We start from the raw sequence: 14324 nt of genomic DNA, 5'->3' as shown, positions 1-14324 counted from the left end.
GCTCTTACGGGTACCCAACTGCCACTTTTTTGTTGGTATATTTTATCTTTTGAACAACTTGTGTAATTTAGCCGCCATTAACTTCCTTTTCTATGAAAACTGCATTTACCGCATTGCTGGTATTTTTGTCAATATCTATGGCTATTGGCCAAACAATGTGCAAAAGTGTCCGGTTTGCCGACAAAGCGTTCATTCCTGGTTTCGACTACCCATATAACAGGTTCAAAACATTCGAAAGTACCGGTGTTATCCCCGATTCAATAAAACAAAAGATCGATCAGGCTACCATAAAAGAAACCTCCCGCTCTTTTTTTAAAAAGCTAACTGTAAAGAAGGTATTTGTTTTTGATTCAACGGTTAAAAACAAGATGTTTGATGTTGCCCGGTATAAAGATGAGCAGGGTAATCAAATAGAGCATGTGTATTCATTTTTATATGAATTAAAGCTGAATGACAATATCCCTTTTTTGTTTAGGGTCGATTATAATAAAAAGGGTGAGCTTATGCGGAAAGTGCAATTGGAATCCCTTGACCTTAAAAGGCAAAAGGTAATTAACTGCGACGAAGCTATTGAAACGGCCCTAACCGATAAAACTGAACCCATCCACGACATCGATCAGATCTTTCTGGGTATTGATCCGCTTCACAAAACAGTGGTGTACCAGATCACTTCAATAATGGACCCCGCCACTAATATGGTATACACAAAATTCATTAGTGCTTACAATGGGAAAGTGATCGCCAGAAGTAATTATAAAGTTGAAATTGAGCAGCTTGAAGAAGTGAGAATTGGCGGGTAAAAGAAAAATAAATTTTTATAATTCTTTAAACAACGTAGATTAGCTGCGTTGATTGAGCGTTTTAAAATCCTTTTTACCTGTTAATTAAACAATTAAACCGCCTTGTCGTTTCAACCATCATATACCGAACATGAGTTACTGAAGCTGGTGGCTGAAGGAGACAGGAATGCCTTTACACAGTTATATAATAATTACCGCAACAAAATTTACTCTATCGCCTTTGAGCTTACTGAGTCTACAACAGTGGCCGAAGAAATTGTACAGGATGTATTTTTAAAGATCTGGGTAAAAAGAGATTCACTTCACGAAGTAGAACATTTTAAGGCCTACCTGTTTACCATTACCCGAAATTATGTATTCACGGCATTGAAACGTATAGCCCGCCAGGAGTCGCTCGAAGTAAGCGCTATACAGGATGCACCGCTGTATGATCATGATACAGAAGACAGGGTGCTTAATAAGGAATATACCCGCATATTGCAAGCCGCCATCGATCGCCTGCCCGAACAGCAAAAGCAGGTGTACAACCTCATTAAAAAAGAAGGGTTGAAAAGGGAAGAGGCCGCTGCCGCCCTACACCTGTCTCCCGAAACCGTTAAGACCCATCTGGCGCAGGCCATGCGCAGCATTCGCACCTATTGTCTTGCCCGCCTCGACATTTCCATTGCACTTATCATTCTGATAAGAAATTATTAATTGCCTGATATTCACGTTACTTAGCTCCGCTTTAAAAATATTTTAAAAATATTTTCACCCCAACTCACCCAAACAGTTTCGTACAGTAGTCTCTATATATGTGGTCACTTGTGCAAAACATTGAAAATTTCATAACCCCTGATTAGAGTATGTCTGCATCGTTGGAGTATTTATTGAACAGGTACGCAAATAAAACCTGCACCGTAGAGGAGAAAGAAGAATTAATGCGATTGCTACAGGAAAGTGGTAACGACGAAGCCCTGCAGCAATTGATTGATAAAATGCTGGAAGAAAGACCGGTAATACACACCATGCCCGAAAAAAATGCACAGGCTGTATTGCAGGCGATCTTCGAAGCCGATGAAACACCGGTGGTACAAATAGATGAAACACCGGTACGCAGCATATCATTTGGTCGCATTGCAGCAGCTGCTTCTGTTTTGTTGTTGTTAACTGCTGCCGGTTGGTTTATGTTGAACCGTTCTGTAAAACCAGGTGTAACAACCGCCGCAGTAATGAAGAACGATGTAGCGCCCGGTGGAAGCAAAGCCCTGCTTACACTTGCTGATGGTTCAACCATTGTATTGGACAATGCAGCTAACGGTGTTGTAGCTGAAGAGGGAAATGCAACTGTAGTAAAGCTGAAGAACGGCCAGCTGGTTTATAAAACCGATAAAGGTAAGGCAGCAGGTAAACAGGGTGAAGTAGCATACAATACATTGTCAACGCCCAAAGGCGGTGAGTATAAAATAGTATTGCCCGATGGAAGTGAAGTTTGGTTGAATGCCCAGTCATCGATCACATATCCTACCACATTCAATGCTAAAGAACGAAAAGTACAGGTTACCGGTGAGGCTTATTTCGAAGTGGCCAAACTGGTTACTGTAAAAGATGGTAAAAGGGTTCCGTTTTTGGTTGATATAAAAAATAGGAAAACCGGTGGCGATATGGGCCAGGTGCAGGTGTTAGGTACTCACTTTAACATCAATGCATATGATGATGAAAAAGCGGTGAAAACAACGTTGCTCGAAGGAAAAGTGAAATTCGTGACCACCCCAAATACTTCAGCTAAAGATACAGCTTCAGCAATCTTAAGCCCCGGTGAACAGGCTGTAGTGCATGGCGATGTGCAGGTGAAAAAAGTAGATGTAAACAATGTAATGGCCTGGAAGAATGGCGTATTCCATTTTGAAAAAGCAGATATACAAACCGTAATGCGCCAGTTATCGCGCTGGTACGATGTTGAGGTGGTGTATAAAAGAGATATAGAAAAAGACGATCCTTTGTTTTTTGAGGTAAAACGTAATACCAACCTCAGCGATGTACTGAAGGTATTGAACCTGGCCAATGGCGCTAAGTTCAGCATAGAAGATAAGAAGATCATTGTATTATAGCATATTGGTAACTCTCCACAAACCAAACAACATTAAAAAAATAAATTGATTTATGAAAAACCTGTAGTGCGATTAGAAATAAAAACACCTAAACCCTAACCCGGATAAAAAAGCCTTAGAGATTCCCCGGGTACCCTACCGTAGTTCGATTACCCTTTTTAACACAGTTTAAAATTCGTCCATGAAAATTTTTACCCAATTTTCGAAAGGGATGCGCATGCCTGTACTTGTAGTAATGCTGTTGATGGTCGCATTCAATAAAACAACATATGCGCAACGAGTATTTGCGCACCCCGGCATCAGCCATAAAAAAAGTGACCTCGACCGTATGAAATATATGGTGCAGGCAGGAAAAGAACCTTACAAAACTTCTTTTCAAAACTTATCACAAAACCCATATGCCAGCTATAACTATACCGTTCAGGGTAACCCCAGTGTTACCCGCCTGGTAGAACCTTCTTCAATAGCTGGTTACAACTACGAAAAGTTCAAGTACGATGCATTGGCTGCTTATTACAATGCTATTATGTGGACAATTACTGGTGATGAAAGACATGCCAAAAAAAGCGTACAGTGTTTGAATGCATGGGCAAACATTACCCATATTGAATCAAACGGAACAATGGCGCTCGATGCCGGCCGTGTGATCTGGAAAATGCTGGAGGGCGCCGAGATCATCAAAAGCACTTACACTGGCTGGGCACAAAGCGATATCAATAAATTCAAGGCAATGCTGGTGTATCCCGGTTATTCAACTACCGCGGTGCCTGCTGCTGCTATTGCGGCCGAAGATGCTACCTTCTACTGGTATATGTATAATGGCGACGCTGGTCGTCATGGTAACCAGGGTATCTTCGCTATGCGTGGTTTAATGGCCATGGGTATCTTTATGGATAACGAGATCATGTACGACCGCGCGCTCCGTTATATGATGGGCATGCCGCACCGTGCAGATGACCTGCCTTATCCTTCAGGCCCACGTGCAGTATCTGCCACACCATCTGCTACATACGATTATTATGATGAATACACCCTGGGCTCTACAGTGGGTTCTACTGAAGATTATGGTTATAACGAACCTATCGCTAACTATATCTGGGAGAACGGCCAGTGCCAGGAGGCTTCCAGGGACCAGTCACACACAATTACGGGGGTTGCTATTATTAACACGATGTGTGAAATGGCCTGGAACCAGGGTGATGATATGTATAGCTTTCTCAACTACCGGGTATTGAAAGGAATTGAATTCGGTATGCGTTACAATGCATCACTGAACTATACCTTTGCCGATCAAACTTCTCCATGGGAGCCTACTGTTGAGAATGGCGAGTTCATTCAACGCAGAGACCGCACCGGACGCTGGTTATCAAAGAAAATGAACCCCTACCTCGAAAAAGACTTTGTTACTTTAACAAGAGGTACAAACTTTAAATTCACCGCCTATCCTTTCCATGAAATGGCGTTGGCGCACTACCGCGATCGCATTGGCTTAAGTCCCGACAACTACAAATGGTTGCAACGTGCATTCGACATCTCTACAAGAGAGTCTGGTTTGGAAGCGCAGGGTTTCCAAGTCGACTTTCCCGGTTATGGTGGTTTAGCTTACCGCAGGCCGGCCAACTGTCCTGGTGATCCCGTTGAGTTTGTAAATGGCAAACCTGTTTACAATATGCATGTGGTGCCCGGCAAAATAGAAGCTGAAGATTTCGACCACTTTACTACCGATGGACAGGATAAAGTATATCATGATAATACTGCTGCTAACACCGGGGGTCAGTACAGAACAAGTGAAGCGGTAGATATTGAGACCTGCGATGAAGGTGGTTACAACCTTACAGCACTTGAGAAAGGCGAATGGATCAACTATACCGTAGCTGTTCCAACTGCAGGTACTTACAAATTGAAAATGCGTTACGCTGCAACTGCTGACAATGGCGCATTAAGAGTTGAGTTCAACGGTGACGACAAAACCGGCAACATAGGAATACCATACGGAACTGTATACTCAAGCGGTGGTCAGGATTGGAGAGAGATAACTGTAGGTACGGCATTCACCCTGCAAGCCGGCGTACAAAGCATGCGCGTATTTATTACAGGTGCAAGCAATGCTTTTAACATCAATAGTTTTTCACTTAGCTATATAGGCGCTTTGGAAGCACAAACCATCACTTTTGGTGTAATGCCTACAAAGAAACTGGGCGATGCTGATTTTGAATCAGGTGCTTCGGCAAGCTCTGGATTACCAGTAACTCTTGTAAGCTCAAACCCCGGTGTTGCTACCATCGTTGATAATAAAATTAAAGTTGTAGGTTCTGGTGTGGTAACTATTATTGCTTCACAGGAAGGTAACGATGCCTTTGCTGCTGCTGCGAATGTTTCACAAACGCTTACGATTACAGGTATTGCTGTCGGTGATTATGTGTCAACCGGGAATATGAACTGGAATGGAGGTACCTGGAATATCTCAGATGGGAATGGGGGGTACAGCGGTACTACTACTACCGCGCCCACGGCCAACACGAATGTTCACATTCTAGCCGGGCATACGGTCACATTGGCCACCACGGCGGGACTAGCAAAAAATTACACAGTATATGAAAGAGGCACCCTGTTACAACAGGTTGCCCTTACTGTTTCTGGGCTAACCGTAATTGACGGTACCCACACCATGTCAAACACCCTTACCGTGAATGATCTTTCAATCACTGGAACAGGCGTGCTGGCTGCTACTACTGCTCCTGCCGGAAGCGTGTTTAGCCTGGTTACGAATAAAGCAACTTCACTTTCAATCAATGGCCGCCTCGGCGCTCCTGCTGGTTCTGCGGTTACTGCAATTGGTTCTGGTATCAGGGTCTTTGTAGCTGGTTCAGGTACAACCACCTTTACCGGTAGCGGTGTAGTGAACATTGCCCGTTTCTCACCCAACAGTGCACAAAGCTCTAACCAAACGTTCATTATCGATATCGATATGGAAATCAGGAACTACGCAGGTGCTATGGTGAGCAGCTTAACACTGCAGAATGGCAACAACGGTACCGGCGCTAAAACCCTTACTATTAATGAAGGAAAAACAGTTACCCTTAACGGTAACAGCGGCCTGGGTGCATTTCATGGCCAGTTCGGAAATGGTTATGGCTTTTCTACATTTGCCAATACCGGCGGCACCATGACCTATAATATCAATGGTACGCTCGATTGTTCTAATGCACAGTTCAACCTGTGTACTAACCAGAACACGGCAACCAATGAGCTGGTGGTAAATGTGAATGGAAAACTAAAACTCGGTTCTACCGTACGGTTGTTCCGCGTTATGCCAACGCAAAAGATCAGCATTAATGTAGGCGATAATGGTGTAATTGACGGTTCTACCGCCGCATTGAACCTGAACAGCTCAACAAACGGACAAAGTATTAACACCAGTAATCATACCGGTACTGTTGCGGTAGCAACCGGCCTTGGTGGTGTAACCTTTAATGCCAATAACCCTGTAGCGGGTACTTATGCATTTGCAGGAAACGGTGGTTCAGGATATGTTACTTCGCCGGCTGTACTCTTTACCGGTGGTACATCTTCGTCGCCAGCGTATGCCATTGCTAACCTTACCGATGGTGCAGTTACAAGCATCACTGTTCTTTCAACCGGTACTTATTCTGTAAAACCAACCGGTATTACCTTTTTAGGTGGTGGCGCCCCCACGCAATGGTTTGCGTTGAAAGGCGATAACCAAACTGGTACCGTAACCCGTTTGGTCAGTGCCAACACCGCAACTCCGTTGTGGATAGGTACCGCTACAAGTTACAACCCTGTAACAGTTACACCTGCTGCTGCCACTGTATTCACCGCTAACGTAAAACAAGGCGGTTTGAGTGTAGGCACAGCTTATGAAAGCCATGCTATCAACAGAAGCTGGACTATTACTCCCGCTACTGCAACAGCTACTGATCTTACTTTTGGTTACAATACCACAGAGGCAAATGCGTTGTGTGATGCTGCGGCCACTATGCGTTTAGCAGCTGAAACAAATGTTTTGGGATCGGTTGCGCCCCAGGCTGCCATTGGTACAAACTACCAGGTAAGCTATACGGGTGTTACCAACTTTGCACCATTTAATTTATTGAATGCCGGATCACAAACCATCACTTTCAGCGATATGCAACCAGCGATGTTTGATGCAGCTGAATTTGAGGCGGGTGCTACTGCCAGCTCTGAACTGCCGGTGACACTTACAAGTTCAGATGAGAACATAGCTAAGATCGTAAACGGTAAAATTCAGCCGGTATCTGCAGGTGTGGTTACCATTACTGCTACACAAGGTGGTGATGTTTTCTACCTGGCCGCTAATGCGGTGTCGAAACAACTCACCATCAACAAAGGTTTCTATATTGATGCTGATGCCGATGGTTACGGTACAGGCGCTGCTGTATTGTTTGCACAAAACGATGCACCAGCGGGCTATGCTATCAATAATTCAGATTGTAATGATAATGATGCCCTGGTTCACGAGCCGATCATGTATTATGCAGATGCTGATCATGATGGATTCGGTTCTAACCAAACCGCGCTGTTTTGCGTTTCAACTGCACCAGCAGGTTATGTAACTAATAATACAGATTGTGATGATACCAAATTACTTTATGCAGATACCGATGGCGACGGTTTGGGCGCTGGTAGCCCTGTTGCCTGTGGCGTTGCCAATAATACTGATTGTGACGACACCAACCCGGTATCGTTAAAAGCAAGCATTCCTGATGTATATGCAGTAAACGAATCAGGTTCTGAGAAAAATACCATTTATGTTGGTTATATAAACTCGCTGACCATCGAGGCGCAACCTCAGGGCGGCAGAGCTCCTTATACCTATAAATGGAGTAATAATAAAACAACTAAGTCTATAGCTGTTACCGCTGCCGGTACTTATACTGTGACCATCACCGATGCTGCAGGTTGCCAGGCTACCGCTTCCATTAAAATTGAAAGTATCAATATTGAATGTGGCAACTGGGGCGATAAAGTGGTGATCTGTCATAACAAACACAGCGAGTGTGTAGGCACTTCAGCAGTAGCTGCACATCTGAAACATGGTGATAAGCTGGGCTATTGCAGCGATAATGATGCTATTGGTGACGTTGTAGTGTATCCAAACCCGGTTATTGGTGGTAATGTATATCTAAAAGTACCTTATTACCTGAAGGGAAAACAGATCACAGTAACCATTACCGATCTGGTAGGTAAAGTAGTTCAGCAACAGGTTGAGCCAAACAATGACGGCACAATTGAGGTGCATCTCAACAGAAATGTTCGCACCGGAATTTACATGGTTAAGATAAATAACGTATTCATAACGAAACTGATCGTGCTTCAATAGGGATGTTTTAGTGATGGAAACAAACAAAAGGCCCTCCGGCACAGCGGGGGGCCTTTGTATTTTTATCCCTGAAAAGCACTATACATACGGGTGTGTATTTTATTTTTTAATTATATAACCACAAAGCCTTTCCTTCGCTTATCATTTTTAAGTTTTTGTATTACTTTTACCGCTAAGTATAAATCCTTATTTGGAAGCGACTGCAATCTATACTGATGAAACACTACTTGGTCTTGTAGCCGATGGCGATAAAGATGCATTTACCATGCTCTATCGCCGCTACTGGCAACCATTGTTTGCATCAGCTGCAAGAGCGCTTCGTTCAAAAACGGAGGCGGCCGATCTGGTTCAGGATATATTTTTATCTATCTGGAACCGGCGACACGAACTAAACATTACCGGTTCACTGGCCGCATACCTGCAAACGAGTGTTAAGTACAGTGTCATAAAGTATATTGAAAAGAATATTACCCGCCGCGATTATCTTGTCTTGTTAACAGACATGCTTGTCAGTTATCAGCCACCCGATGTAGAATCTCAACTACAAATAAAGGAGCTGCAAAACGTAATTCAATCTGCCGTGGAACAAATGCCCAATAAAATGCGGGAAGTGTACCAGCTCAGCCGGCAGCATCATCTTAGCCATAAAGAAATTGCCGATCGCCTTGGCATATCGGACGAAACGGTGAAAAAGCATATTCAACATGCTTTACAAATTATTAAAACGGCCATTAAGCACAACGCAACTACTTTTGCATTCCTGCTTTTTCAGTGGTTGCGGTAAATTACCACAACAGGGTAAAGTATAATTACGTTCGGTGCCTGGTTCAAAAAAAATTCTATTTTTTTTACCCCCTCGGTTGCTTTTACCGGACAGTATATACGTTGCCCGAATTTTTATATGCTTGAATTATGAATGAAACCTTGGCAACGGACCTTTTAAAGAGATTCCGAAGCGGAGAATGTACAGATGCTGAAAAGCAACTGGTAGAAGCATGGTATAATGAATTGATCAATACCGGAGAGTTGGAGTGGGAGGAGGGTGAAAAAGAATCAATACAGGCTACCGGCGAAAACTGGTTAATGCAAAATATTGCAGACGATGAGTTGCAGTACGTACCGGTACGCCGGATGCATACCGCAGCCAAAGCCTGGTGGACGGCTGCTGCCATATTGGTATTAATGACCGGTGTAGCATATTATTTAAATAGCAAACAGCAGGCGGCATTACTTGCGAAAAAAGAAGAAACATTAAAGAACGATGTAGCGCCCGGCAGTAATAAAGCTGTACTTACTTTGGCAAACGGTACAACCATTGTGCTCGATGATGCGTCAAATGGTGTGGTTGCAAAAGAGGGAAATGCGAAAGTGCTAAAACCAGCCGATGGGCAATTGTTATATGAGCAGGAAGAAGAAAGTGAACATGGGCCATTAGCGTATAACACCCTGGCAACACCCCGTAGCGGACAGTACCAGCTTATATTACCCGATGGGTCTAAAGTGTGGTTAAATTCAGAGTCTTCTATTCATTATCCCATTTCCTTTGCGGAGAATGAAAGAAGAGTGCAAATATCAGGCGAGGCTTATTTTGAAGTGGCTAAGCTAAAGCTAAGTTCAGGACAACAAGTGCCGTTTATTGTGGAGAAGGGCGATATGCAGGTGGAAGTATTGGGAACGCATTTTAACGTAAATGCCTATAACGACGAAAGCGCCATAAAAACAACATTGCTCGAAGGAAAGGTGCGGGTAGTGAAGCGTGAAACGGGAAACGGCAAACGTGAAAAGCCTAATGAAATTTCAGTCGTCCTGAAACCTGGCGAGCAGGCTGTTTTGTCGCGAGGCCATTCACCACTGACCATTCACCATTCAACAGATGTAGATAATGTGGTTGCGTGGAAGAACGGTTTGTTTCATTTTGAAAGTGCCGATGTAAAAACGGTAATGCGTCAGCTTGCCAGGTGGTATGATGTAGATGTTGTATATGAGGGAGCCACCGTGAAAAATGATCCTTTGTTTGTTGAAATTTCAAGGAACACCCGCCTGTCGGACGTATTGAAAGTGCTGCAGGAATCGGGAAGTGCGAGATTCACCATACAGGGTAAAAAGATCATTGTTAAATAACCCCCTATTATATGCATATCCTATTTGAAGCCCTCCGCGCGTACTGTGAGCGCGGACTGTTAATAATCTATGATCATGGGCCTAATGCCCTTCGTGAAGCAATTTTTCACTCTCATTTGGCTGCACCTTATTCTTGCCAGCAGCACTTGCCCAACGATTCTTATAAACATGCCTTACTGACTTATTGACGGTTTATAAACCGATGCATTGACGATTGTTTAATTCGCTGTGCGAGTTAAATAGGGATTGGTGTGTCTATATAATACGTGATCAGTTGAATCAAAGTTTCTAATTATCCTGAAATAAAAAACCGCCCCGAGTGCGAATCGGTGCGGCGTAAAGTTCAGGTTAATGCAATGCAGACTCTGATATCCTTATTGTTTAACCCAACCACCCGGTCTGTGAAACCAGGGTGGTAAATCCAAATTTATGTATTTAATTCATTGCCTCCACCGCTATTTGGCGAAAATAAAGGTGGGGCGTAAAGAACTGATCGTAATGAATTACCTGTCCGTTTTTTTACTGTTTACCTGTTTAAATCTTTCTGCCGGCGTGGTGTATTCTCAAAAAGTTACGCTATCTGGCAAAGACATCCCCTTAAAACAGGTTTTTAAGGAGATCAAAAAGCAAGCAGGCTATACGTTTGTATACCGGGAAGTGCTGTTACAAAAAGCAGCGTCTGTTAACCTGAACGTTAAGAACGCTTCGGTTCCGCAGGTGCTGGATATTTGTTTTAAAGGACAGCCACTATCCTATACCATTATCAATAACAACATTGTTGTAGTAAAGGAAGTGGTGTTTGTTTCACCAGCGCCGCCAACTGCCACTGCACCAACTGTTGCACCTGTTATCAAAACTGAAAAAGTGGCGCCGCCGCCAATTAGAATTACCGGCCGCATTCTTTCTGAAACCGGTCAGCCTTTGGCCAACGCCAACGTAGCTGAAAAGGGAAAAATAAATGCTGCTATTACAAAAGCCGACGGTTCATTTGTGCTGATGGTTGAAGGCCCTGGGTCGGTGTTGGTGATCTCCTATGTTGGTTTCGACGATAAACTGGTTGGTGTAGGTGACAAAACGGAGTTCGAGATCAAATTGACCACCACGCAATCGCCTATGGAAGAGCAGGTGGTTGTAGGTTATGGTACTTCTAAAAAAGCAACCGTAACCGGCGCGCTTGAGCCAGTGACCAATAAAACTTTTGAGAACAGAGCGGTTACAAACCCCGCGTTGGCTTTGCAAGGAAGCACGCCTGGTTTGGTAATTACCAGAACATCTGGCCGCCCCGGTAACGAAGAGTTGAGCATGCAGATACGTGGTGTTACGTCGGTAAACGGCGGTTCTCCGCTTATCGTTATAGATGGGGTTCCTGTAGCAAATGCCAACGTGTTTTATTCAATGAACCCCGATGATATTGAATCGGTGAACGTGTTGAAAGATGGTATGGCCGCTATCTTCGGTAGCCGCGCCGCCAACGGTGTTATACTGGTATCTACCAAACGTGGTAAAGGCAAAACAAGGATCGATTATAACTACAATGCCCGTATCAATACTATTGGTATCAGAGCGCCATCGCCCAATATGAGCCAGTATGCTGGTATGTATTTAGATGCCAATAAGGAAGAAAAATTCACAGATTACTGGGGATGGGATAATGCTGAGAACCTTGAGAAAATGAAAGCGGGTGTTGAAGGCATTTATAATACCTCTAAATGGGGTTACATATTTGTAGGTAATGCAGACCGGTTCGATGAATTATTTGCTACGCGGGTTTCACAACAACATACGCTTAGCGTATCTGGTTCTACCGACAAAACCGGTTATCGTTTATCAGCAGGCTATGCCGATAACCAGGGCGCTCTGGCCACCGCTTACGATGGCAAAAAACAATATAACCTGCGTTTGAATTACGATTATAAACTGCTTGAAAGAATAAAGCTGCAAACAGGTGTTTCTTATCAGAAAGATATCACCTCTTCTCCTTCAACCGGTATGAGCAAAATGGTCTCTTATGATGCACCATTCTTCCCTGCCAAAAACCCATTCGGTCAATGGTACGGTAACTTTGGTGAAGGTGATAACAATGCTACGGCAGCAACAACCGACGGCGGAAGAGATAACAGAACGAATGACCTCATAAGAGTTGATGTTAAGGGTATTGCCGATCTGTATAAAGGGCTTGAATTTGAAGGAACCGCTTCTATCCAGGTAAACCAGTACCGGATGGATAATTACCAGCTTTCTTTCCCTATGTACGAATGGGAAGGAACCCTTGCCCCTAAAAGAATAACTACTACCTCAAACATCAGGGCGCAATCGGATAATACATTATATCAGAATTATGCTGCTTTATTAAGATACACCAAATCGTTTGGTGGCCATCGCATCATTGCAATGGGTGGTTTAAATGCAGAAAAGAACGATTATAAAAGTTTATACGCTTACCGCACCAATATTGGTAACGACGGAGTATATGACCTGAACGTAGCCCCAACCGATTATGTAGAAGGTGTTGGTGGTCGCAACCAGTGGGGAATTTATTCATACATCGGCAGATTGAATTATTCTTTCAGAGGAAAGTACCTGGTTGAAATGCTGGGACGCCGTGATGGTTCATCACGTTTTGCACCCGGTCACAAATGGTCTAATTTCTATGATGTTTCTGCCGGTTGGGTAATTACCAATGAGCAATTTATTCGTGACCTGGATATCGTTGACCTTAATCACCTGAAAATTCGTGGTGGTTATGGTATCATGGGTAACAACGTTAACATTGGTGAGTACGATTATATTTCCGATGTTCTTATGGGTACCACCATCTTTGGTAGTACTGCTGCCAACCAAACCGTTGTTCGCCTGGTCCGTAATGGTATTACCAGCGTTGACCGTACCTGGGAGCGTGTTAAGATGATGAACATAGGTATGGACCTTATCATGTACCGCAACAGGTTAAGTGCCCGTTTTGATTATTATAAGAAGAGAAATGATGGCATGATGATCAACATCATTTATCCTTCGGTGTTAGGTGGCGATGCGCCTCAGACAAACAATGGTGTGCTTGATGTACATGGCTGGGAAGCTATGCTGGGCTGGCGCGATAAAGTTGGCGACTGGACGTACAACGTTTCTATAAACGTATCCGACAGCCGTAATAAACTGGTAAAACTGGATGGTGCTTCATCTTCAGAGCCCGGTTTGGTAACTGCAAGAGAGGGCTATGCGCTTAATTCATGGTTCATGTATTCTACAAGAGGATATTTCAAAGATCAGGACATGGTTGATCGCTATTATAACAGATATACTTCTGTGGGCAATGGAGATATTCCAACAGACCCCAAAGCGGTACTTCGTCCCGGCGATACCAGAAAGCGTGATGTTGATGGCAACGGTGTAATCGATACAAAGGATGTGGTTTACAAAGGCGATGCTGCTCCACACTATACATTCGGAATTACCCTCGGCGCAGGCTGGAAGAACATCGATTTCAGCGCCTTCCTGCAAGGGGTAGGTGAGCAATATATTGAGCGCAATGGCGATCTGGCATTCCCTTTCTATACGCCTTATACCAGTTTGAATCCTACGTTTATTGGTAAAACCTGGACTGAAGAAAATCCCGGAGCAAAATATCCAAGGCTCACTGTGCATAAAGACCGTGTGCTCTGGAACTATTTGCACAATGACTTCATGTTACAGAACAACCGGTATATCCGCATGAAATCATTGATCCTTGGTTACACACTGCCACAGGCATTGGTGTCAAAAGCGAAACTCGAAAGAGTACGTGTGTATTTCTCAGGCAACGACCTGTTTGAATTTAGCTCCATTAAAGACGGATTCGATCCTGAGCAGGGTCCTAATTCAAGCAAAAGCGTGTATCCGTTTATGAGAACCTGGTCATTTGGTGTTAACCTGGGTTTATAATCTAATATCTGAATAGCGAAAAACATTATA

At 43.7% G+C, this 14324-nt stretch carries 7 protein-coding genes; all 7 read left to right on the top strand.

All coding sequences use genetic code 11. The features are described from left to right. The first annotated feature begins 92 nt into the window (after window positions 1-92). The 7 genes from GGD38_RS08785 (at window position 93) to GGD38_RS08755 (ending at window position 14294) form a co-directional block, all read left to right on the top strand. Window positions 93-800: a hypothetical protein gene (locus GGD38_RS08785; RefSeq protein ID WP_375298375.1), complete on the top strand. Its 708-nt coding sequence runs from the start codon at window positions 93-95 to the stop codon at window positions 798-800. A gap of 102 nt (window positions 801-902) precedes the next feature. Next, on the top strand, window positions 903-1496 hold the full coding sequence (locus GGD38_RS08780) for an RNA polymerase sigma factor (protein WP_375298376.1): 594 nt from the start codon (window positions 903-905) through the stop codon (window positions 1494-1496). Between the two features lie 149 nt (window positions 1497-1645). Then, window positions 1646-2890 (top strand): FecR family protein, encoded by a 1245-nt coding sequence (locus GGD38_RS08775; RefSeq protein WP_375298377.1) that lies wholly within the window; start codon window positions 1646-1648, stop codon window positions 2888-2890. A gap of 181 nt (window positions 2891-3071) precedes the next feature. Then, the gene (locus GGD38_RS08770) at window positions 3072-8255 is read left to right on the top strand and encodes a carbohydrate-binding domain-containing protein (protein ID WP_375298378.1); all 5184 of its coding nucleotides are present in this window, start codon (window positions 3072-3074) and stop codon (window positions 8253-8255) included. Between the two features lie 190 nt (window positions 8256-8445). Next, window positions 8446-9039 carry an RNA polymerase sigma-70 factor gene (locus tag GGD38_RS08765; protein ID WP_375298379.1) on the top strand — a complete coding sequence of 198 codons (594 nt, stop codon included), beginning with the start codon at window positions 8446-8448 and terminating at the stop codon, window positions 9037-9039. 128 nt (window positions 9040-9167) lie between these two features. Next, window positions 9168-10376, top strand: coding sequence for a FecR family protein (locus GGD38_RS08760; protein ID WP_375298380.1), 1209 nt, complete (start codon window positions 9168-9170; stop codon window positions 10374-10376). Between the two features lie 429 nt (window positions 10377-10805). Beyond that, window positions 10806-14294 (top strand): TonB-dependent receptor, encoded by a 3489-nt coding sequence (locus GGD38_RS08755; RefSeq protein ID WP_375298381.1) that lies wholly within the window; start codon window positions 10806-10808, stop codon window positions 14292-14294. The last annotated feature ends 30 nt before the right edge of the window (window positions 14295-14324 follow it).

Source organism: Niastella sp. OAS944, from assembly GCA_024809215.1.
Classification (GTDB): Bacteria; Bacteroidota; Bacteroidia; order Chitinophagales; family Chitinophagaceae; genus Niastella.
Note: the sequence above shows the minus strand (reverse complement) of the source record. Positions and strands in the feature narration are given on the sequence as shown.